A 21,031-nucleotide genomic window follows, 5' to 3' on the forward strand; every position below is an offset into this window, starting at 1 on the left:
GCCGTGGGAGACCAGCTTGCTGGCGAATTCTCGCCCTTCGGCGTTGGCACATTCGCTTGCAAGCAAGCTTCCCACAGCGGCCTTGTAGAAAAGCCGTGGGAGACCAGCTTGCTGGCGAACTCTCGCCCTTCGGCGTTGGCACATTCGCTTGCAAGCAAGCTTCCCACAGCGGCCTTGTAGAAAAGCCGTGGGAGGCCAGCTTGCTGGCGAATTCTCTCCCTCCGGCGTTGACACATTCGCTTGCAAGCAAGCTTCCCACAGCGGCCTTGTAGAAAAGCCGTGGGGGACCAGCTTGTTGGCGAACTCTCGCACTCCGGCGTTGGCGCATTCGCTTGCAAGCAAGCTTCCCACAGCGGCCTTGTAGAAACGCCGTGGGAGACCAGCTTGCTGGCGAATTCTCGCCCTTCGGCGTTGGCACATTCGCTTGCAAGCAAGCTTCCCACAGCGGCCTTGTAGAAAAGCCGTGGGAGACCAGCTTGCTGGCGAACTCTCGCCCTTCGGCGTTGGCACATTCGCTTGCAAGCAAGCTTCCCACAGCGGCCTTGTAGAAAAGCCGTGGGAGGCCAGCTTGCTGGCGAATTCTCTCCCTCCGGCGTTGACACATTCGCTTGCAAGCAAGCTTCCCACAGCGGCCTTGTAGAAAAGCCGTGGGGGACCAGCTTGTTGGCGAACTCTCGCACTCCGGCGTTGGCGCATTCGCTTGCAAGCAAGCTTCCCACAGCGGCCTTGTAGAAAAGCCGTGGGAGACCAGCTTGCTGGCGAATTCTCGCCCTTCGGCGTTGGCACATTCGCTTGCAAGCAAGCTTCCCACAGCGGCCTTGTAGAAAAGCCGTGGGAGACCAGCTTGCTGGCGAATCCCGCCCCGGCGTTGGCGCATTCGCTTGCAAGCAAGCTTCCCACAGCGGCCTTGTAGAAAAGCCGTGGGAGCTTTAGCGCTACAATCAGATCGGATCCCAGCTGAACACGTCGCCGCTGCGTTCCAGCGGATAGAAGGTGGACTTCAGCGCCGGGATGGCGTGATCGGCCACGGTTTCCGGGGTCCAGCCTTCGCCACGGTGCACGCTTTTGAGCGGACGGCTCTGGCCCATGACGAAGATCTCGTTGTTGCGCACGGAGAAGATCTGACCGCTGATGTCCTGGGCCTGATCCGAGGCCAGGAACACCACCAGCGGCGCGTTCTTGTCCGGGGTCATTTGCTTGAGTTTCTCCACCCGCGCTTTTTCTTCGTCGGTACGAGCGGGAATCGAGCTGGTCATGCGGCTCCAGGCGAATGGCGCGATGCAGTTGGAGCGCACACCGTAACGCTGCATGTCCAGAGCGATGGACTTGGACAGCGCGGCGATACCCAGTTTCGCGGCGGAGTAGTTGGCCTGGCCAAAGTTACCAATCAAACCGGACGTGCTGACGGTATGAATGTAGGCGCCGCTGTGTTGTTTGCGGAAAATTTCCGCGGCGGCACGGCTCACATAGAAAGTGCCGTTGAGGTGAACGTCCACCACCAGCCGCCACTCTTCCAATGACATTTTGTGGAACATGACGTCACGCAGTACGCCAGCGTTGTTGACCACCGCGTCGAGACGGCCGAAGTGGTCCTGGGCGCAATCGACGATGCGGCGCGCGCTGTCCCAGTCGGATACGCTGTCGGTGTTGATGACGCCTTCACCACCCAGCTCGCGCACCATGGCGAGGGTTTCTTCCGCAGGGCTTTGCGAGCCGCCTTCACCGGTCAGGGATACACCGATGTCGTTGATCACCACTTTGGCGCCAGCGGCGGCCGCCGCCAGAACATAGGCGCGGCCGACACCGCCACCACCACCGGTGACGATAACAACTTTGTCTTCCAGCATGGGTTGTTGTGCCATGATTTCTCTCCCGTTGATACTTTGGTCTCAGGACGGCAGCCCGAGAACGTGTTTGGCCAGAATGTTGCGTTGAATTTCGTTACTGCCACCGTAGATGGTGGTGGGCCGCGACTGGATGAAAATCCCCGCCGGATGCAGATCCGGATCACCGGGCAGCGGCTCCAGGGTGCCGGAGTCCTCACCGGCGGTGAGCAACGCCAGTTCGCTGATGCGTTGATACAACTCGGACTGGTGCACTTTCAGCATGGAGACGTCCGGCCCCAGGGACTCGCCGCGTTTCAACTGATCCGCGTAGTGCTCGTAAAGCGCTTTGTGGCAATCCAGGTCCATCGCCAGAGTGGTGTAACGGTCCTGGAACAGGGGGTCGTTCCAAACACCGAGCCGGCGCGCCAGACGCTCCACCCGCACCAGGGCGTTGGAAGATTGCTTCGGCGAGCCGAGGAAAATCCGTTCGAAGCCGAGCAGCGCCTTGGCCATGCTCCAGCCCTTGTTGACCTCGCCCACCAGATTGGCCTTCGGCACGCGCACGTCGGTGAAGAACACTTCGGCGAATTCGGCCTGGCGTTCCAGATTGGGAATCGGCCGCACTTCAATACCGGGGCTGTCCATCGGCACCAGCAGGAAGCTGATGCCTTGCTGCGGCTTGCCTTCACGGCTGGTGCGCACCAACACGAAGATCCAGTTGGCCTCGGTGGCCATGGTGGTCCAGATTTTCTGGCCGTTGATTACCCATTCGTCACCATCGAGCAGCGCTTCAGTGCGCAGGCCCGCCAGGTCGGAGCCGGCGTTGGGCTCGGAATAACCCTGGCACCAGATGTGCTCGCCGTTAATGATCTTCGGCAGAAAGTGCGCTTTCTGCTCGTCGCTGCCGTAACGGATCAGCAGCGGACCGAGCATAGTGATGCCGGAGTCCGGCAGACGGGCGCAGCCGTAATTTTCCATCTCCTCCATCATCGCCAGCTGCTTGCCGGCGCTGAGACCCATACCGCCGTGCTCGGCGGGCCAACCCGGTGCCAGCCAGCCTTTTTCCGACAGCTTCTGGTACCAGGGGCGGCAGGGGCCGATACCCAACCGGTACGGCGGATTACGGATTTCCTCCGGATAGTTTTGTTCCAGCCAGCGGCGCACCATGACACGGAAGTCCTGGTCGCTCATGCTGTTGTAGTCGGTGTTTTGCTCAGCCATGTTCAGTTACCTCCGAAACGGGGTGCGCGTTTTTCGGCGAAGGCGGCTTTGCCTTCCTGGTGGTCGGCGCTGATCAGCAATTGGCTCTGCCAATCCACCTCACGGGTGAAGGCCCATTCCAACTGACCGGCGAGCATGGCCTTGGTGGCGGCCACCGCCAGCGGTGCCTGATCGTTCAGGGCCTCGGCCTGTTGCAAGGCGGCTTGCAGGGACTGGCCGGCCTCCACCATGCTGTCCACCACACCCAGGCTCAGGGCCTCGGCGGCTTCCAGCCGCTGGTTGTACATCAGGATCTGACGCGCGCGAGCCATGCCGACCCGGGACGGCAAGGTGTGAAACAATCCCAGATCCGCGGCCAATCCCACTTTGCCAAAGCCCGATTGAAAGCGGGCGTTGTCCGCAGCGATCACCGTGTCGCAGGCCATCGCCAGGGAAAAACCGGCGCCCACCGCCCAGCCTTCCACGGCGGCGATCAGCGGTTTGCCCATGGTCAGCATCTGCTGCACCAGGCGGGTATTGCGGCGCATGCGGGTGCGGGCACTGGCCAGTTGGGTTTCGTTCATTTGGCCGATGTCGCCGCCGGCACAGAAGGTGCCTTCGGCGCCGGTGATCACCACGCAACGCACCCCGGCGTCCTGCTCCGCCGCCAGCAAGGCGTCATAGAGCTCGGCGCGCATTTCCATGGAGAGCGCGTTTTTACGGGCCGGCGCATTGAACGTGAGCACCTGGCAGTTGCCTTCACGGCGAGACAGCAAGGGACCGCTCATCAGGCGTCCTCCTCATCGATCAGTGACATGAAACGGCGTTTGTGGCCGTCGACACCGCCAAAACGGTTGAGCAGCACCAGCACCTTGCGCGGGAACAAACCGATGTCGGCTTCGTCGGTGTAACCGATGCCGCCGTGGAACTGCACTGCTTCGCGGGTCACCAGCATGGCGGCGGTGGAGGCTTTTACCCGGGCGGTGGACACGGCGCGGCGAATGCGTTCGATGGGGAATTCCTGATCGATGGCGCGGGCGGCGCTGGTGACCATGGCGCGCGTCAGTTCGATCTGGATTTTCAGGTCCACGGCGCGATGCTGCAGGGCCTGGAAACTGCCGATTTCCTTACCGAACTGACGGCGGATTTTCAGATAGGAGAGGGTTTCATCGAACGCCGCCTGCATCACACCCAGCAGGTAGGCGGCACACCCCAGGGTGGCGTCTTCCAGCGCGGCGTCCACATCAACGCTGCTCACCAATTCCCGCACCGGCGTGTTATTGAACTTCACGGTGGCGACGTGGGAACCGTCCTGCTGCAACTGACGTTCCAGGGTCAGCCCGGCGGCGTCCTTGTCCACCAGCGCCAGCCCCTGGTCGCACATCACCAGGAAGGCATCGGCGGCGCTGGCCAGGGCCACCCGGCGCACTTCACCATCCAGAGCGTTATCACGGCACACCGGCGGCGGATCCCTGTCTTCCGTATTTAAAGGAAGACCGATACCCGCCGGCAGAATCAACTGCTCGCCCTGGATCTGCGCGGTGGCGGCGTCTTGCGGCAACAGCGCGGCAGTGAGCGCGCCTTCGATCAACGGCTCCGGCACCAGGCCTTTGCCCAGTTCCTCCAGCAACGCCACGTATTCCAGCATGCCCAGGCCGGCGCCGCCTTTTTCTTCCGGCACGCGCAGGCCGGTCCAGCCCATTTCACAGAATTCCCGCCAGATCGCGGGATCCAGGCCGAGGTCGCTGTAGCGGGTTTTGCGGGCCCGTTCCAAAGCGCCGTGGCGGGACACCAACGTCACCGCGCTGTCGCGGATCATCCGCACCTGTTCTTCCCGCGCCTCGAGGTCCTCTTGGGTCCATTCGATGGTCATTGTTCTCTCCCGAATTGATTGAGTACCGCTTGCACGCTTGCACGCTTGCACGCTTGCACGCTTGCACGCTTGCACGCTTGCACGCTTGCACGCAGATAATGGCGTCGCCTCGTCACTGCCCTGTCAACACCTATTAAACAAGTAGAGAGCGGCCCACGCCCGCCGCCTTATTTGCGTGCAAGCGTGTTGCGTGTAAGCGGTTCATATCGTCAAACAAAATCCAGCTTGCCGTTGTTCACCACCACCACGTCACGCTCCACCACCCGGGCACGGAAGGAACCGTCGCGCCAGATTTCGGTGCGGATGGTCTCGCCCGGAAAGACCGGCGAGGAGAAGCGCAGCGACATCGCTTTCAGGCGGTCTTCCTGGTAATCCACCAGTTCACGGAACAGCGCATGAAAAACCACGCCAAGGGTGCACAGGCCGTGCAGGATCGGACGCGGATAGCCCGCGGCCTCGGCGGTGGCGGGATTGGAATGCAGCGGGTTGTCGTCACCGTTGAGGCGGTAATACAGCGCCTGTTCGGGACGGGTGGGCAGATCCACGCTGATGTCCGGCTCGCTGTCCGGCAGGGTGTGCACCGCGTGCAGCGGTTCGCTGTCGCCGCCGAATCCGCCCTGCCCGCGCAGTACCGTGGTCATGCCGGCGGTGGCCAGCAGGTCGCCGTTGCCGTCGCGCAGTTCTTTATCGCTGTACATCAGCGCGTTGTTGCCCTTGTCCACCACACCAGTGACCCGGGTGTTGCCTACCACCTCGCCGGACACCGGCAAAGGCTTGTGCCATTGAATGCGCTGTTCCCCGTGCACCACACGCACCGCATCAATGCCGGTGTCGTCACGGGCGACCCAGAAACCGGGATGGCCAAGTACCACCGCGATGCTCGGCAACGCACTGAAATCACGGGCGGAATCGACGAATTTCAGTTGTTTTTCGTCCAGGGGATCGGTACCCACACTGACGGACAACGCATAGAACGCGGTGTCCTTTTCGGTCAGCGTCTGGCGCACCTCGGGGATCGGGTAATTGAGCAAATGTTGCGGATCGATAGCCATGGGCCTGCTCACTTTTGTTCGTTCAATGGGTCTGTTTTTATTTGAATCACCGCATCGGCGGCGAAGGCACTCTGCCCTTCGGGCATGGCGAAAACCGGATTGAGATCAATGGAATCCAGACGCTCTCCGGCGCCAACCGCGAAGCGGGACAAATTGGCGAGCACTTCCGACAACGCATCCAGATCCACCGGAGCGCGACCGCGGGCACCTTGCAACAGCGGCGCGCCCTTGATCGACAGAATCAGATCGCGGGCTTCCTCGCGGTCGAACGGGCAACGGCGGAACACCACGTCCTTGAGTACTTCGACGAAAATGCCGCCGAGGCCGAACACCGCCACCGGACCGAACTGTGGATCGCGCTGGATGCCCATGAAGCATTCCACACCGCCGACGATCTGCCGGGCCACCAGCACCCCATCCAGTTTCGCGTTCGGGACATGGCGTTCGGCATTGTCCAACAGTGTCTGGAAGCCTTCGCGCACGGCGTCCGCGTCAGCAACATTCAACAGCACCCCACCGATTTCGGATTTGTGCACGATGTCGGCGGAGGCGATCTTCATCACCACCGGGAAGCCGATTTGTTCGGCGTAGGCAGCGGCCTCCTCGGCGCTGTCGAGCCCTTTTTCCGGCACCGCCGGAATGCCGTGCGCGGCCAGCAACTGTTTGGCTTCGGCTTCGCCGGGGGTGGCTTCCGGCAAGGTTACCGGTGGCACCGCTTCCCGTAGCGGCAAAGGCCGGGCGAAGGCATCGCCCAACCGGCCCATGGCCTTGATCACTTTCACCGCGTCGGTGGGGTCTTCCATCAATACAAAACCGGCCTCTTCATAGGGCCGGTTTTGCTCCGGTTCGCCGATCAGAGACATCACGAACAGACGATCCGGATGCGCGTCCTTCACTTTTTTCAGTTCCGCGCACAGCTTCGGCGCCACCGACGGCACCGTGCCGGCCTGGCTGAAGAACGCCATCACCGAAGCGTAGCCGCCATCGGACACCATGCGCTCACCGAAGGTGCCAACCAGGGTCAGGTCGTTGAGCACCTGGGCGGTGCAGTCCACCGGGTTGATCGGAGAACAGAACGGCACGGCGCTTTTCAGATCGGCCTGGGCCGGTTCCGGCATGGGGGGCATCGGCAGGTCCAGTTGCTCGGCCAGGTCGCTGACGATGATGCCGGCGCCGCCACTGATAGTGAGCATGCCGAGGGAATTGTTGGCCGGGTAAATGCGGCGGGTGGCGGTATAGGCCACGTCCAGCAGTTCGGCGCTGCTCTCCACGCGGATCACCGCGTAGTCCGCCAGCATCGCGTCGAATACCCGGTCGTCACCGGCCAGGGCGGCGGTGTGAGACATGGCCGCTTTCTGGCCCAGGGCGCTGCGGCCCACTTTCTGCAGAATCACCGGTTTGCGCGCGGCGTGGGCGGCTTCCAGCGCGGCGATGAACGAGTCCACATCGCGCACTGCTTCGGCGTAGGCCATCACCACATCGATGTCCGGGTTCTCCACCATCCAGCCGATCGCTTCGCCCAGGGTGACATCGCATTCGTTGCCGGTGGCGGCGCAGATCGGCGTGCCCAACCCGCGTGCCCGTGCCAGCCCCAAAAGGTGCGCGCCGTAAGCGCCGGACTGGGAGGCGATGCCGATGCGACCCGGCAGCGGAAAGCCGCGTTCCAGGCCGGACATGAAGCTGCCGAAGAAGCCGATGGTGCTGTTGAAGGCGCCAGCGGTATTGGGGCCGAGCAGGCGCATGCCGTGACGGCGCGCGGTGTCCAGCAATTGCCGCTGCAGCGCTTCGCCCTCCGCCCCCACTTCGCTGAAGCCAGACGAGAAAATAATGGCGCTGCGTCCGCCCCTGCGGCCCAGGGCATCCACGGTGTCCACTACATGCGCGGCCGGCACCGCCACCACCGAGGCGTCCGGCGCTTCCGGCAGATCATCAATGCGGGCGTAGGCCGGCAGCCCCTGGATCTCGCTGCGCTTCGGGTTCACCGGCATCACCCGGCCCTGGAATTCACCGCGCAGCATGTAGCTTACCGGCCGGCCACCGATGCGGGTGGCGTCGGCGGACGCCCCCACCACCGCCACGGAACGTGGCTGCAACAGCGGCGTTAGTGAAGCGAACCGGCCCTTGGCGGTACCGCTCGTGTTGGTGTGGTCTTGCATCACCGCAAGCTCCTTTCTGGTCCGGCTATTGCCGGGGCCTCTGAAAAACACCCCGTCATCCCGGACTTGACCCGGGATCTCCCTCTGCTCGGCGTATGGCTTCGTGGAAGGAGATGCCGGATCGAGTCCGGCATGACGCTTTTCGAGGTTCCCCGGATTTTCTTGTTGAAAGGCTGACCCGGGAGATCGACCCCGCCACCTCCGGCGACAAAGCCGCCGGGGTGCAGGGGGTTTTCCCAGGTGAGCGCTTGGGAAACGGGGTACAGCGATCTCGGCGACGGTTGCGCGGGAGCGGGCTATCCGGGCCGGGACCGGCGCCGGGACAAGCGGTATAGTGACAACGTGGCCGGAACCGGCCATCGAGGGCATGCTCATCACCCTGCTCTCCCACTTTGTTGTTCTGTGCCGTGGTTTCGAAAACGGCGCCGGGTCGTTGCCCGGGCCGGAATTGCGGTTTATGGTAGATTCACCATTCTGAATGTCAATCCTTATTGTGAATGAAAATCCATGACTTCCCCAAAAGACGAACGCTCCGATAGCAGCAACAGAAACGGCGGCGGCCGAAATGGCGGCACCAAGGACGTGGGCGCGGTCGTGAACGCGATCCAGTTATTGCGCCACCTCGCCCACCAACAAGCGCCGGAGGGCGTGGCCGCCATCGCCCGCGCCACGGGCGTCAGCCCAAGCAGTGCCTTCAACATTCTGCGCACCCTCAACAACGAGGGCTTCGTTCGTTTCGATGAAAACAGCAAGACCTATCAGCTGGGTATCGGCCTGTCCGAATTGACCGTCAACCTGATCGGCCAGAGCTATGCCGACCTGATTCAGCCGGAACTGGAGAGGCTGGCCCTGAATCTGGATATCCTGATCGTGCTGTGGCGCATCACCCACGATAACCATGTCAGCGTGATCGCCCGCGGCATCCCCAATGTAGCCCACGTGGACGTGCGGCTGGACAGCCGCCTGCCGGAACTGATCGGTGCCTGCGGCCGCGCCATCGCCGGCGTGCGCGATCTGCCCGACGCCGAGCTGCGGCGCCGCTTCGCACGATTGCGCTGGGAAAACCCGCCCAGCTTCGAGGAGTACCAGCAAGGCGTTAAGGAAGCACGGGAACGGGGCTGGGCCCTGGACGACAACTGCCTGTATCGCGGCATCAGCATGGTGGCCAGCGTTCTCACCGATCACCACAATCAGCCGCGCTTCGCCATCTCCGGCATCGGCATCACTGCTCAGCACAACGCCCAGGGCCTGACCCGGGCCGGCGATGCGATCCGCGATACCGCGCATTTCCTGGAACGTTCACTGTTTCCCCGCAACCTCAGGGAAAACACTATCGATGAATAGCATTCAGGATATGGAATAAAAAACGCAACACGCAACACGCAACACGCAACACGCAACACGCAACACGCAACCAATAGCGTTGCCACGCCTCACCGTCCGTCAACCTCCTCCGGGGTCAACATCAGCCGCGACCGCAAGGTCGCCCCCTCATTCGCGTGCATGCGTGTTGCGTGCTGGCGTGCAAGCGTTTTGATTGCCCCACCCCTTCTGCTATCATTGATTTCAATGAAAGCATCCGAAGAACGCCCATGGCCTCCATTACCATCCGCAATCTCGACGATGAATTGAAAGCCCGGCTGCGCTTGAGTGCCGCTGAACACGGCCACTCCATGGAAGAGGAAGTAAGGCAGATCCTGCATCGCGCACTGGAACCGGGTTCAGATACCGGTCTTGGCACCCGCATCCGTGAGCGCTTTGCCGCCTATGACGCCGAACCGCCAGAGTTCGAACGGCGCCAGGACGCACCCCGTGATCCTGGTTTGGATCAATGATTGTCCTGGACACCAATGTGCTGTCGGAATTGATGCGGCCGGCCCCCGAACCGCGGGTCGTCGCGTGGCTGGACCGCCAGCCCGGCCAGGATGTGGCGATTACCAGTATCACCGTGGCGGAAATACTGCATGGCGTCCGCCGATTGCCCGCCGGGCGACGCAAGCGCCAGCTCACGGACCTGTCCATAGGCCTGTTCAACGAGGAGTTCGCCGGCCGCATCCTGCCTTTCGACGCCCCGGCCGCTGCCCACTACGGGGAAAAACTGGCGGCCTGCGAAAAACGCGGACGGCCCGTGCACATGGCCGACGTTCAGATCGCCGCCATCTGCGAGCGGCACGGCGCTGTACTGGCCACTCGCAATATCAAGGATTTCGAACCGTTGGGGGTGTCTTTGCTGAACCCGTGGGTGGCGGGTTAGGTCACCGCCCTGCACGCTTCCCACAGGGGGCCTGTGGAAAGGCTGCGGGAGACCAGCTCGCTGGCGAACGGCCCTTCCGACGTGGGGCATTCGCTTGCAAGCAAGCTTCCCACAGCGGGCCTCTGGAAAGGCTGTGGGAGACCAGCTCGCTGGCGAATCGGCCCTTCCGACGCTGGGGCATTCGCTTGCCAGCAAGCTTCCCACAGCGGCCCTGTAGAAAGGCTGCGGGAGACCAGCTTGCTGGCGAACGGCCCTTCCGGCGCAGGGGCATTCGCTTGCAAGCAAGCTTCCCACAGCGGGCCTCTGGAAAGGCTGTGGGAGACCAGCTCGCTGGCGAATCGGCCCTTCCGGCGTGGGGCATTCGCTTGCCAGCAAGCTTCCCACAGCGGCCCTGTAGAAAGGCTGTGGGAGACCAGCTTGCTGGCGAACGGCCCTTCCGGCGCAGGGGCATTCGCTTGCAAGCAAGCTTCCCACAGCGGGCCTCTGGAAAGGCTGTGGGAGACCAGCTCGCTGGCGAATCGGCCCTTCCGACGCTGGGGTATTCGCTTGCCAGCAAGCTTCCCACAGGGGCCTGTAGAAAGGCTGTGGGAGACCAGCTCGCTGGCGAACGGCCCTTCCGACGTGGGGCATTCGCTTGCAAGCAAGCTTCCCACGGCGGGCCTGTGGAAAGGCTGTGGGAGACCAGCTCGCTGGCGAATCGGCCCTTCCGACGCTGGGGTATTCGCTTGCAAGCAAGCTTCCCACAGCGGGCCTCTGGAAAGGCTGCGGGAGACCAGCTCGCTGGCGAACGGCCCTTCCGACGTGGGGTATTCGCTTGCCAGCAAGCTTCCCACAGCGGCCCTGTAGCAAGGCTGTGGGAGACCAGCTCGCTGGCGAATCGGGGCCTTCCGACGCTGGGGCATTCGCTTGCCAGCAAGCTTCCCACAGGGGCCTGTAGAAAGGCTGTGGGAGACCAGCTCGCTGGCGAACGGCCCTTCCGGCGTGAGGTATTCGCTTGCCAGCAAGCTTCCCACAGGGGGCCTGTGGAAAGGCTGCGGGAGACCAGCTCGCTGGCGAATCGGCCCTTCCGGCGTGGGGTATTCGCTTGCCAGCAAGCTTCCCACAGCGGCCCTGTAGCAAGGCTGTGGGAGACCAGCTCGCTGGCGAATCGGGGCCTTCCGACGCTGGGGCATTCGCTTGCCAGCAAGCTTCCCACAGGGGCCTGTAGAAAGGCTGTGGGAGACCAGCTCGCTGGCGAACGGCCCTTCCGGCGTGAGGTATTCGCTTGCCAGCAAGCTTCCCACAGGGGGCCTGTGGAAAGGCTGCGGGAGACCAGCTCGCTGGCGAATCGGCCCTTCCGGCGTGGGGTATTCGCTTGCCAGCAAGCTTCCCACAGCGGCTTCGCGGCACCCACAAGGGGCCCATCAGGCAGCGTAGTAGCGCCGGCCCTCGCGGTCGGCACGCGTGGCGCGGCCGTGGGCGTGCAGGCAGTTGAGGTGCGCGATGCTCTCCCCCATGGCGAACATCATCTGATTATTGTCGAGCTTGCGCTTAAACAGTAGCGGCAGCAGATCGTAGGCGGTCAGCGGCGCTTTCTCGCAGGCTTCCTCGGCCACGCTCAACTGCTCGTCATGGTGTTTGACCAAAGCATCGATACGAGTGTGCAGACCATGGAAGGCCAGCCCATGGGCGGGCAATACCAGACTGTCTTCCGGTAGTGCGTTCTTAATCGCCGTCAATGAATCGACGAAAGCGCTGACCGGGTCATCATCCGGGTCGCGTGCATGCACGGTCAGGTTACTGGAGATGCGCGGCAGCACCTGATCACCGCTGATCAACACATGATCGTGTTCACGGAACAGGCAGGCGTGCTCCGGCGCGTGGCCCCGGCCGATGTGCACCCGCCAGGTTTGACCATTGATTTGAATGACGTCGCCGGCAGCGATGAACTCCGGAGTCGGCGGCATGATCGGCACCACTTTTCGAAAGCCGTTGCCGCGGCCGCTGAGCGCATCCAGCGGCTCCCCATGCAGACCATGCAACCCCATGAAGCGGCGCACGTCCTGACGCACGGTGTCGTCCTCGGCGGAATGCAAATGATTGAGCAGCTCCCATTCCCCGCGCGTCATACGTACCGGTGCATTGAATCGCTGCGCCAGCCAGCCGGCCTGGCCGACATGGTCCGGATGATAATGAGTGACAATGATGCGGCGGATCGGCCGGCCTTCCAGGGCGTCATCGAACGCCTGGGCCCAGATTTTCTGGGTGTGGCGGGTGCCGAATCCGGTATCGACCAGGGTCCAGCCGTCCCCATCCTCCAGCAACCACAGGTTAATGTGGTCCAGTGCCAGTGGCATGGGAAAGTACAGCCAGTACACGCCGGGCGCCACCTGCAGGCGCTCACCGGGTTGTGGCGGCTGCGAAAACGGATACTGCAATTCGGACATGGGGTTCTCCCGAAGACCACTTTATCGTTATTGTGTTGACCCAACCTCAGGGACGAAATCGGATGAAAAGGTGAACCCAGTATACCTATGGAATTCCTTATTTTCTTCCCTTCCCGGGTTCAGGGGAAGCACGGGGATTCACAGATAACGGAGAGAGCTATCCATGCAAGCATGGCAAATCAACGACGGCACCATGGCCCTTGGTTCCTTTGATACCCCGGAACCGGCGCCGGATCAGGTGCGCATCCGGGTGCGGGCGGTGGGCATCAATCGCGCCGATATTTTGCAGGTAAAAGGCATGTATCCGGCGCCCACGGGTTTCGACCAGCGGGTGCCCGGGCTGGAATACGCCGGCGAAGTGGAGGCCGTGGGCAGCAAGGTCACCCATCGCCAGGTGGGTGACCGGGTCATGGGGCTGATTCCCAGCGGCGCCTACGCGGAATATCTGGTAGTGCATGAAGATGAACCACTGACACTGCCGGACAATCTGGACTTCGCCACTGGCGCCACCATTCCGGAAGCCTTCCTTACCGCCTATCGGGCGCTGTTCCTGGACGGTGGTCTGCAACCAGGCCAGTGGTGTCTGATCCGCCCGGCCAGCGCCGGCGTCGGTCTCGCGGGCACCCAACTGGCGGCGGCCCTGGGCGCCCGGCCGATCGGTTCCAGCCGTAACCCCGCCAACCTGCGCACCGCCGAGGGTATGGGGCTGGTGGCCACGGTCACCGAGGACGACACTCTGGCGGAACAACTGAAGAGCATCACCGGTGACGGCGTGGCGGTGATCATGGATATGGTGGGCCCGGACTGGAGCCAGGTGCTCAAGGGCCTGCGCACCGAAGGCACGCTGAGTCTGGTGGGCGTGCTGGGTGGGGCCCAGACCATGATGGACCTGCGCCCGTTTCTGCAGCGGCGTCTGAAAATCACCGCCATGACCATGCGCAGCCAGACTCTGGACCGCCGCATCGCCATGGCCGGGCTGTTCAACGACCGCCTGGCGCCGTTGTTCGCCGCCGAGCGTCTGCGCCCCCTGCCGATGGAGACCTTTGCCTTCGCCGATGCCCTTGATGCGCACCGCCATATGGTGGAAGACGACTTCAGCGGTAAGCGGGTATTGGTGTTGTAGGGCTCTCGCCGACACGCCGTTCGCTGCCAAAGCAGCTTCCCACAGACCAAACTACAAGGCCCCTGTGGGAAGCTGCCTGGGCAGCGAATCAGCGTGAGAAACCGCAACGCCTCTCCCTACTCCATGGTATGGCCGCCACCGTCCCGCCCTGCTATATTCCCGAAACGTAATTTCATAATAATGAGGTGCCGCAATGTCTCAAGCCACCGCCACCGCCCGGCCGCAAATGACCGAAGCCGAGTGGGAAGTTCGCAAGGACCTGGCCGCCGCTTATCGTTTGGTTTCACTCTACGGCTGGGAAGATCTGGTGTTCACGCACCTGTCCGCCCGTGTACCGGGACCGGAACATCATTTCCTGATCAATCCGTACGGTATGTTGTTCGATGAGATCACCGCCTCTTCCCTGGTAAAAGTGGACCAGGACGGCGAAATCGTCGATCCCGGCGCCACCAACCGGGTCAACCCGGCCGGTTTCACCATCCACAGCGCCGTACACATGGCCCGCGAGGAAGCCGGTGCGGTCCTGCACCTGCACGCCGCCGACGGCGTCGCCGTGAGCGCGCACAAGAACGGCCTGTTGCCATTGAGCCAGACCGCCATGCTGTGTCTGGATCATCTCAGCTATCACGACTTCGAAGGCGTGGCTCTGAACCTGGACGAGCGCGAGCGTCTGGTGAAGGATCTCGGCGACAAGAATCTGATGCTGCTGCGCAACCACGGCACGCTGAGTGTGGGCAGGGATGTAGGTGAAGCCTTCACCTACATGTACTTCCTGATGAAGGGCTGCGAGATCCAGGTGCGCGCCATGGCTCAGGGCGAGACTTACCAGCCTTCCGCCGAAGCCATTGCCACCACCTCGGATCAATCCAAGAGCCTGGGCATGGCCAGCAAGCTCACCTGGCCGGCACTGCTGCGCAAGCTGGAACGCGCCGGCAGCGATTACGCGCGATAGAAAGAATTCGCTTGCAAGCAAGCTTCCCACGGCGGGCCTCTGGAAAGGCTGCGGGAGACCAACTCGCTGGCGAACGGCCCTTCCGACGCGGGGCATTCGCTTGCAAGCAAGCTTCCCACGGCGGGCCTCTGGAAAGGCTGCGGGAGACCAACTCGCTGGCGAACGGCCCTTCCGACGCGGGGCATTCGCTTGCAAGCAAGCTTCCCACAGCGGGCCTCTGGAAAGGCTGTGGGAGACCAGCTTGCTGGCGAACGGCCCTTCCGGCGCAGGGGCATTCGCTTGCAAGCAAGCTTCCCACAGGGGCCTGTAGAAAGGCTGTGGGAGACCAGCTCGCTGGCGAACGGCCCTTCCGACGTGGGGCATTCGCTTGCCAGCAAGCTTCCCACAGCGGGCCTGTAGAAAGGCTGTGGGAGACCAGCTCGCTGGCGAACGGCCCTTCCGACGTGGGGCATTCGCTTGCAAGCAAGCTTCCCACAGGGGCCTGTAGAAAGGCTGTGGGAGACCAGCTCGCTGGCGAATCGGCCCTTCCGACGTGGGGCATTCGCTTGCCAGCAAGCTTCCCACAGCGGCCCTGTAGCAAGGCTGTGGGAGACCAGCTCGCTGGCGAACGGCCCTTTCGACGCTGGGGCATTCGCTTGCCAGCAAGCTTCCCACAGCGGCCCTGTGGAAAGGCTGTGGGAGACCAGCTTGCTGGCGAACGGCCCTTCCGACGTGGGGCATTCGCTTGCCAGCAAGCTTCCCACAGCGGCTTTGCAGCCCTCTCTGTGGGAAGCTGCCTTACGGCGATGGTTCCGGTTGCCCTACCCCTTCCCTTCCAGATTCGCCCGCAGCACGGTGAGCGCCGCCATGTTGACGATGCGCCGTACCGTGGCGCTGGACGTCAGAATTGTCACCGGCGCGTTGACGCCGAGCAGAAACGGGCCCACCGCCACATTGCTGCCGGCGGCGGTTTTCAGCAGATTGTAAGCAATGTTGCCGGAATCACCGTTGGGACAGACCAGCAGATTGGCCGATCCTTTCAGAGTGGAATCCGGCAGGATGCCCTGCCGAATCGATTCCTCCAACGCGGCGTCGCCATGCATTTCCCCATCCACTTCCAACTCCGGTGCCGCCTCGCGAATCAATGCCAGCGCCTGGCGCATCTTCTCACTGGCGGCGCACCGCTCGGACCCGAAGTTGGAGCGCGACAACAACGCCGCTTTCGGTTCCAGATTCAGGCGCCGCATTTCCTCGGCGGCGGCCACCGTGAACTCGGCGATCTGTTCGGCGGAGGGATCCTCGTTGACGTGGGTGTCCACCACCGCCACGGTACGCTCCGGCAATAACAGCACATTCATCGCCGCGTAAGTACGGGCGTTTTCCTTGCGGCCGATAACCTGATCAACAAAGCGCAAGTGCTCGGCGAACCGGCCCACGGTACCGCACACCATGCCATCGGCCTCGCCCAGGTGAACCATCATGGCGCCGATCAGCGTCATGCGGCGGCGCATCTCGGTACGGGCGACTTCCTTGGTGACCCCCTGGCGGCAGAGTTTTTCCCAATACTCATTCCAGTAGCGGTGGAAGCGTTCGTCCTGCTCCGGATTGGTGACTTCCACATCCTCGCCAAGACGCAGACGCAGACCATAGCGCTCGATGCGCATGGCGAGCACTTCCGGGCGGCCCACCAGCACCGGGAACGCCAACCCTTCATCCACCACCACCTGCACCGCGCGCAGCACCCGTTCTTCCTCACCTTCGGTGAATACGATGCGGGCCTTGCCGCCGTCGCGCACCAGCGCCTTGGTGGCGGAGAACAACGGCTTCATGAAGGCGCCGGAGTGGTAGACGAAGCGCTCCAGCTGTTCGGCGTAGGCGTTCAGATCGGCGATCGGCCGGGTAGCGACGCCGTCGGCCATGGCCGCTTTCGCCACCGCCGGTGCGATGCGCACGATCAGGCGCGGATCGAACGGTTTCGGAATCAGGTATTCCGGACCGAAACTGATGTCATAGGTGCCGTAGGCGGCGGCCACTACCTCGTTCTGTTCTTCCTGGGCAAGACCGGCGATGGCGTACACCGCCGCCTTTTCCATTTCCCGGGTGATGGTGGTAGCGCCGGCGTCCAGCGCGCCGCGAAAAATATAGGGGAAACAGAGAACGTTATTGACCTGGTTCGGGTAATCGGAACGGCCGGTGGCCATGACCAGATCGTCGCGTACCGCCTTGGCGTCTTCCGGCAGGATCTCCGGGCTCGGGTTGGCCAACGCCAGGATCAGCGGGCGTGCCGCCATGCGCTGTACCATGTCCGGCTTCAGCACACCGCCGGCGGACAGACCGAGGAACACGTCGGCGCCGTCGATCACTTCGCCCAGGGTGCGGGCGTCGGTGGGCTGCGCGTAGCGGGCCTTGTCCGGGTCCATCAGCACTTCGCGCCCCTGATACACCACGCCTTCGATGTCAGTGACCCAGATATTTTCCTGCGGCAGACCCAGGTCCACCATCAGATCCAGGCATGCCAGTGCCGCGGCGCCGGCGCCGGAAGTGACCACCTTGACCTGATCGATGGGCTTGCCCACCACTTTGAGACCGTTAATGAACGCGGCGCTGACGGTAATGGCGGTACCGTGCTGGTCATCGTGGAATACCGGGATGCTCATGCGCTCACGCAGCTTGCGCTCGACGATGAAGCATTCCGGCGCCTTGATGTCTTCCAGGTTGATGCCACCGAAAGTGGGCTCCAGAGCGGCGATGATCTCCACCAGTTTGTCCGGATCGCTTTCGTTGATCTCGATATCGAATACATCCAGACCGGCGAACTTCTTGAACAGGACCGCCTTGCCTTCCATCACCGGCTTGGACGCCAGGGCGCCAATGTTGCCCAGCCCCAGCACGGCGCTGCCGTTACTGATCACCCCCACCAGATTGCCGCGCCCGGTGTACCGGAACACGTTGTTGGCATCGTCGACGATCTCTTCGCAAGCGGCGGCCACGCCGGGCGAATAAGCCAGCGCCAGATCACTCTGGTTGGTCAGCGGTTTGGTGGCGACGACGGCGGTTTTGCCGGGAACGGGGAATTCATGGTAATCGAGTGCAGCACGACGGCTGTCGGTGGCCAAGGTCAGGTCTCCTTATTGGCTTTTCCTGGAAGATTGAGCGAACCAGTGTACTGCTCCCCACCGGTATCACACTAGCGAGTAAAGCCTCTGGAACCCACCGAACTGTTACATTTCGCCAACTGTTACAATTCGGTTTGGTCAATCCCTTCCCAGGTTACCGCGTCAGGAGGACACCCAATTTTCCAGGGCCAGATCCGGAACCCGCCGGAACTCACGGAGATTATTGGTCACCAGGGTCACTCCCAAAGCGAGCGCCTGAGCCGCGATGAGCATATCCAGACTGCCTATTGGCGTGCCTCGCGCCTCCAGGCGCCCACGCACCTGGCCATAGAACTCAATCGCGTCTTCGCCAAAGGGCATCACTTCAAGGGGAGCGAGGAATTTGCCAAGCGCCTGTTGATTGCGCTTCGAACCACTCTTAGCCACCCCGAATGCCAATTCCGCGGCGGTAATACTGGACACACCAACGTTACCCGCGCGCAGTGACTCAAAGTGGCGAAAGACCTTCTCGGGCCGCCGATTGATGATGTAAATACAGATATTGGTGTCCAGCAAATAGCGCAGCCCTTCCATTGGCCTTACTCCATTGACTCTCGATCCTGTGCCGCCGGTTGCTCCCGTTCCATCTGGAAATCCGCGTCAAACTCCTCGAGAGCCTCGCGCATGATGTCCCAAGGGCGTTCCACCGGCAGCAATAACACACCATTACCAAAACGCCGGGCGATCACTTCCGTCCCTTCGAAGCGCAGGTCCTTGGGCAGCCGCACCGCCTGACTGCGGCCGGACATGAAAATTTTAGCGAACTGGGTCATGACAAACCCTCCGAAGAACCCTGATACATACCGTCGATATATATCACCTGGGACACGGCGTCAAGACCGTCACTATCCACTATCGCCCACCGGCGCCGCCCAGACGCTGTCCGCTGGCCCCTGCCTCACCCGTCGGGCGGTGCGTTTCGCCGCCAGCATCAACAGTACCGCCACGATCAGCGCCGTCCCTTCCACCGCCAGTGTCGCCGGGGAGAGATGCAGCCAGGGCGGCAGGGACGGCAGTAGCAGCGCCAGCAACCCGGTCAGCGGAATCGTCAGGGTGGCGAGCGCCGAGAACCACAACAGTTCCACCACCGCGCGGGCGGCGCCGCGCCAGAACGCCCAGGCCACACAGCCCAGGAACACGATGTAATAGGCGCCGAGGTACCAGGCCGTGGTGGCCCCCGTTCCCGCGCTCACCCATTTTCCCGTCACCATGGCGGCGGAGACCCCCGCCACACAGCCCCAGCAGACGCCGACGGTGGCCGCCGCCATCAGTTCGGTGGTGCGGCGCTGGGATACCGGTGCCTCGTTGCGGCGCTGCTTGCGGCGCCGCGTCTCCACCCATAGCAAATTGCCGGTATAGAACAGAAAGGCCCCACCCAGCCCCATCAGCACATAGACCCAGCGCATCAACGAGCCGCCGAAGTTACCGAAGTGCAAACTGAAGAAGGTGGTGATGATATCCACCCAGGGATCCTCATGCCCGGGCATGTAATCGGTGTCGGTGATCTCGCCGGTGTAGGGATTCATGACGACGAATCCCCGGTCCGCGCCGCGCACCATGTGCGCCGGATTTTCACCGGCGATACGTACCGAGGCCCGCGGCCCGAGCACGTCGGAGTACATCATTTCCCGGGGTTCGAAGTCAGGGTCATAATCCCGCACCGTGGCCAACAGTGTTTCCGGTGCCACCAGATTATCCACCTCCCGGGGAACACCATCGACAGAGGGCGCTGGCCGCGAAAACAGCGGCCGATCACCATACGCCACCTTGCCCAGGCCGTCGTAAATCTGGTCATGAAAGGCGAACACGATGACCGTCAGCCCGATGATCAGATGGAACGGCAGGCTGGTGATGCCCACCACGTTATGCGCATCAAGCCAGAACCGTTTGCGGTTCTTGCCCGGCCGCAGGGCGAAGAAATCCTTGATCAGGGTGGGCAGCAACACGATCACGCCGGACACCAGGGCCAAGACATAGAGCACGCAGGCCACGCCCATGACATAAACGCCGAAGTAGTGGTGTCCCTGTCCGGGAATGCCGCCAGTCTGGTGCAGCAAATCAATCAGCTCGGCCATGGCCGACGGCTGATAGGACTCCGTGCGCAGAGTGCCGTTGTCGTCCAGCGAGGCCCGCCCGGTGACGCCGGGAAGATGCCGCCCGCCCTGTTGCTGCCAGGTCAGTGGCACGGGGGCATTCTCGCTTTGCCGCACATGCAACGTGAAACCCCGTGCCGCGTCCGGATCGGTTCGCAACACCGCGCCAATCAGCTCCGGCCAACGTTGCGGGCCGGCCCATTGCCATTCACCCTGCTCCGCCATGGGCGGCGATGCCCAGCGATCCAGTTGCTCCTTGAACATGGTCAAGGCGCCGGCGTAAAAGCCGATGAACAGCATCATGCCGGCGATCAGTCCGGTCCAGGTGTGCAGCGTCTTGTAGGTCCGTATCACATCGCTACGCATATCAACCGCCTTCCAGGATCAAACGCGCCACCAGCAACGCGGAAAAGGCCGCCACATTGGCGGCGCCCAGCCACAGCCACGCACGCAAGCCGGTGCGAAACAGATAGACGAAGGCAAACACCGCCATCCAGATCACCGGCACCAGCCACATATTGAATTGCACTTTGTTGGGCGCCTCGATGCCGCCCGGCCCGAGCCAGGCGAACAGCCCCATCAGCGCCAGCGCCAGGCTGAACCCCAGCACACAACCGGCCAGGGTCTTGCTCCACCAGTGTGGTTGAATCGGCGGTCGTTTCGGCTTGGCCATCAGGCACGCCCCTCCTTGAGCAGTGACAACAACGGCAGAGTGCCGAGCAGCAGCATCAACAGAGTCAAGGCGGCGAAGAAGCCCGCCTTGGCGTCCAGCACCATCATCCAGGCGGGCCAGGACAGCAGCAACAGCGCCCAGGACAACACCCGCCACACAACGCCGGTCAACGGCCGGGCCAGCCAACGCTGATTCGGCGAGCGCAGATACAACAAGGCCACCGCGAGCAGACTCAACACCATGCAACCGAACACTCCCATTTCCCTGAC

General features: G+C 62.7%; 18 protein-coding genes. 5 read left to right on the forward strand and 13 right to left on the reverse strand.

Annotated features, from left to right (window positions below):
* Nucleotides 1-941 precede the first annotated feature (941 nt).
* The 6 genes from E0L37_RS15445 to E0L37_RS15470 form a co-directional block, all read right to left on the reverse strand.
* Nucleotides 942-1,862, reverse strand: coding sequence for an SDR family NAD(P)-dependent oxidoreductase (locus E0L37_RS15445; protein WP_133492612.1), 921 nt, complete (start codon nucleotides 1,860-1,862; stop codon nucleotides 942-944).
* A gap of 27 nt (nucleotides 1,863-1,889) precedes the next feature.
* On the reverse strand, nucleotides 1,890-3,047 hold the full coding sequence (locus tag E0L37_RS15450; RefSeq protein WP_133492613.1) for an acyl-CoA dehydrogenase family protein: 1,158 nt from the start codon (nucleotides 3,045-3,047) through the stop codon (nucleotides 1,890-1,892).
* Nucleotides 3,048-3,049: 2 nt separating this feature from the next.
* The gene (locus E0L37_RS15455; protein ID WP_026948913.1) at nucleotides 3,050-3,814 is read right to left on the reverse strand and encodes an enoyl-CoA hydratase/isomerase family protein; all 765 of its coding nucleotides are present in this window, start codon (nucleotides 3,812-3,814) and stop codon (nucleotides 3,050-3,052) included.
* Nucleotides 3,814-4,899 carry an acyl-CoA dehydrogenase family protein gene (locus E0L37_RS15460; protein WP_133492614.1) on the reverse strand — a complete coding sequence of 362 codons (1,086 nt, stop codon included), beginning with the start codon at nucleotides 4,897-4,899 and terminating at the stop codon, nucleotides 3,814-3,816. The genes E0L37_RS15455 and E0L37_RS15460 overlap by 1 nt, the downstream gene beginning before the upstream one ends.
* 209 nt (nucleotides 4,900-5,108) lie before the next feature.
* On the reverse strand, nucleotides 5,109-5,951 hold the full coding sequence (locus tag E0L37_RS15465; protein ID WP_133492615.1) for a MaoC/PaaZ C-terminal domain-containing protein: 843 nt from the start codon (nucleotides 5,949-5,951) through the stop codon (nucleotides 5,109-5,111).
* An 8-nt stretch (nucleotides 5,952-5,959) separates the two neighbouring features.
* Nucleotides 5,960-8,107, reverse strand: coding sequence for an acetate--CoA ligase family protein (locus E0L37_RS15470; RefSeq protein WP_133492616.1), 2,148 nt, complete (start codon nucleotides 8,105-8,107; stop codon nucleotides 5,960-5,962).
* Nucleotides 8,108-8,614: 507 nt separating this feature from the next.
* On the opposite strand from E0L37_RS15470, the gene E0L37_RS15475 reads away from it, so the two are divergent.
* The 3 genes from E0L37_RS15475 to E0L37_RS15485 all read left to right on the forward strand — a co-directional run bounded on the left by E0L37_RS15475 (nucleotide 8,615) and on the right by E0L37_RS15485 (nucleotide 10,361).
* Nucleotides 8,615-9,451, forward strand: coding sequence for an IclR family transcriptional regulator (locus tag E0L37_RS15475; RefSeq protein ID WP_133492617.1), 837 nt, complete (start codon nucleotides 8,615-8,617; stop codon nucleotides 9,449-9,451).
* A 248-nt stretch (nucleotides 9,452-9,699) separates the two neighbouring features.
* Nucleotides 9,700-9,942, forward strand: a complete 243-nt coding sequence (locus tag E0L37_RS15480; RefSeq protein WP_022994194.1) for a plasmid stabilization protein — start codon at nucleotides 9,700-9,702, stop codon at nucleotides 9,940-9,942.
* Nucleotides 9,939-10,361: a type II toxin-antitoxin system VapC family toxin gene (locus tag E0L37_RS15485; protein WP_133492618.1), complete on the forward strand. Its 423-nt coding sequence runs from the start codon at nucleotides 9,939-9,941 to the stop codon at nucleotides 10,359-10,361. Before E0L37_RS15480 ends, E0L37_RS15485 begins: the two co-directional genes overlap by 4 nt.
* Before the next feature lie 1,403 nt (nucleotides 10,362-11,764).
* Here the strand turns inward: E0L37_RS15485 and E0L37_RS15490 are convergent.
* The gene (locus E0L37_RS15490; RefSeq protein ID WP_133492619.1) at nucleotides 11,765-12,787 is read right to left on the reverse strand and encodes an MBL fold metallo-hydrolase; all 1,023 of its coding nucleotides are present in this window, start codon (nucleotides 12,785-12,787) and stop codon (nucleotides 11,765-11,767) included.
* A 163-nt stretch (nucleotides 12,788-12,950) separates the two neighbouring features.
* Here E0L37_RS15490 and E0L37_RS15495 point away from each other — a divergent pair, with 163 nt between their 5' ends.
* Complete coding sequence (locus E0L37_RS15495) at nucleotides 12,951-13,910, forward strand: zinc-binding dehydrogenase (RefSeq protein WP_133492620.1); 960 nt, start codon at nucleotides 12,951-12,953, stop codon at nucleotides 13,908-13,910.
* Between the two features lie 193 nt (nucleotides 13,911-14,103).
* Complete coding sequence (locus tag E0L37_RS15500) at nucleotides 14,104-14,862, forward strand: class II aldolase/adducin family protein (protein ID WP_133492621.1); 759 nt, start codon at nucleotides 14,104-14,106, stop codon at nucleotides 14,860-14,862.
* Nucleotides 14,863-15,662: 800 nt separating this feature from the next.
* On the opposite strand, the gene E0L37_RS15505 is transcribed toward E0L37_RS15500, so the two are convergent.
* From E0L37_RS15505 to E0L37_RS15530, 6 genes are all read right to left on the reverse strand, one after another.
* Nucleotides 15,663-17,957 (reverse strand): NADP-dependent malic enzyme, encoded by a 2,295-nt coding sequence (locus E0L37_RS15505; protein ID WP_133492622.1) that lies wholly within the window; start codon nucleotides 17,955-17,957, stop codon nucleotides 15,663-15,665.
* A 162-nt stretch (nucleotides 17,958-18,119) separates the two neighbouring features.
* On the reverse strand, nucleotides 18,120-18,530 hold the full coding sequence (locus E0L37_RS15510; protein ID WP_236564050.1) for a type II toxin-antitoxin system VapC family toxin: 411 nt from the start codon (nucleotides 18,528-18,530) through the stop codon (nucleotides 18,120-18,122).
* A gap of 5 nt (nucleotides 18,531-18,535) precedes the next feature.
* Nucleotides 18,536-18,769, reverse strand: coding sequence for an AbrB/MazE/SpoVT family DNA-binding domain-containing protein (locus E0L37_RS15515; protein WP_063142050.1), 234 nt, complete (start codon nucleotides 18,767-18,769; stop codon nucleotides 18,536-18,538).
* Nucleotides 18,770-18,841: 72 nt separating this feature from the next.
* Nucleotides 18,842-20,455: a PepSY domain-containing protein gene (locus E0L37_RS15520; protein ID WP_133492623.1), complete on the reverse strand. Its 1,614-nt coding sequence runs from the start codon at nucleotides 20,453-20,455 to the stop codon at nucleotides 18,842-18,844.
* Nucleotide 20,456: 1 nt separating this feature from the next.
* The gene (locus E0L37_RS15525; RefSeq protein ID WP_133492624.1) at nucleotides 20,457-20,762 is read right to left on the reverse strand and encodes a hypothetical protein; all 306 of its coding nucleotides are present in this window, start codon (nucleotides 20,760-20,762) and stop codon (nucleotides 20,457-20,459) included.
* Nucleotides 20,762-21,022 carry a hypothetical protein gene (locus E0L37_RS15530; RefSeq protein ID WP_133492625.1) on the reverse strand — a complete coding sequence of 87 codons (261 nt, stop codon included), beginning with the start codon at nucleotides 21,020-21,022 and terminating at the stop codon, nucleotides 20,762-20,764. The genes E0L37_RS15525 and E0L37_RS15530 overlap by 1 nt, the downstream gene beginning before the upstream one ends.
* Between the last annotated feature and the right edge of the window lie 9 nt (nucleotides 21,023-21,031).

The organism is Alcanivorax sp. 24 (assembly GCF_004360225.1).
GTDB lineage: Bacteria > Pseudomonadota > Gammaproteobacteria > Pseudomonadales > Alcanivoracaceae > Alloalcanivorax > Alloalcanivorax xiamenensis.

What these genes read in the sequence shown, in the direction of transcription:
- E0L37_RS15460 (WP_133492614.1), bottom strand. Translation starts at nt 4,899, where the DNA reads ATGACCATCGAATGGACCCAAGAGGACCTCGAGGCGCGGGAAGAACAG.
- E0L37_RS15450 (WP_133492613.1), bottom strand. Translation starts at nt 3,047, where the DNA reads ATGGCTGAGCAAAACACCGACTACAACAGCATGAGCGACCAGGACTTC.
- E0L37_RS15465 (WP_133492615.1), bottom strand. Translation starts at nt 5,951, where the DNA reads ATGGCTATCGATCCGCAACATTTGCTCAATTACCCGATCCCCGAGGTG.
- E0L37_RS15530 (WP_133492625.1), bottom strand. Translation starts at nt 21,022, where the DNA reads ATGGGAGTGTTCGGTTGCATGGTGTTGAGTCTGCTCGCGGTGGCCTTG.
- E0L37_RS15485 (WP_133492618.1), top strand. Translation starts at nt 9,939, where the DNA reads ATGATTGTCCTGGACACCAATGTGCTGTCGGAATTGATGCGGCCGGCC.
- E0L37_RS15490 (WP_133492619.1), bottom strand. Translation starts at nt 12,787, where the DNA reads ATGTCCGAATTGCAGTATCCGTTTTCGCAGCCGCCACAACCCGGTGAG.
- E0L37_RS15445 (WP_133492612.1), bottom strand. Translation starts at nt 1,862, where the DNA reads ATGGCACAACAACCCATGCTGGAAGACAAAGTTGTTATCGTCACCGGT.
- E0L37_RS15510 (WP_236564050.1), bottom strand. Translation starts at nt 18,530, where the DNA reads ATGGAAGGGCTGCGCTATTTGCTGGACACCAATATCTGTATTTACATC.
- E0L37_RS15520 (WP_133492623.1), bottom strand. Translation starts at nt 20,455, where the DNA reads ATGCGTAGCGATGTGATACGGACCTACAAGACGCTGCACACCTGGACC.
- E0L37_RS15455 (WP_026948913.1), bottom strand. Translation starts at nt 3,814, where the DNA reads ATGAGCGGTCCCTTGCTGTCTCGCCGTGAAGGCAACTGCCAGGTGCTC.
- E0L37_RS15515 (WP_063142050.1), bottom strand. Translation starts at nt 18,769, where the DNA reads ATGACCCAGTTCGCTAAAATTTTCATGTCCGGCCGCAGTCAGGCGGTG.
- E0L37_RS15500 (WP_133492621.1), top strand. Translation starts at nt 14,104, where the DNA reads ATGTCTCAAGCCACCGCCACCGCCCGGCCGCAAATGACCGAAGCCGAG.
- E0L37_RS15525 (WP_133492624.1), bottom strand. Translation starts at nt 20,762, where the DNA reads ATGGCCAAGCCGAAACGACCGCCGATTCAACCACACTGGTGGAGCAAG.
- E0L37_RS15495 (WP_133492620.1), top strand. Translation starts at nt 12,951, where the DNA reads ATGCAAGCATGGCAAATCAACGACGGCACCATGGCCCTTGGTTCCTTT.
- E0L37_RS15470 (WP_133492616.1), bottom strand. Translation starts at nt 8,107, where the DNA reads ATGCAAGACCACACCAACACGAGCGGTACCGCCAAGGGCCGGTTCGCT.
- E0L37_RS15480 (WP_022994194.1), top strand. Translation starts at nt 9,700, where the DNA reads ATGGCCTCCATTACCATCCGCAATCTCGACGATGAATTGAAAGCCCGG.
- E0L37_RS15475 (WP_133492617.1), top strand. Translation starts at nt 8,615, where the DNA reads ATGACTTCCCCAAAAGACGAACGCTCCGATAGCAGCAACAGAAACGGC.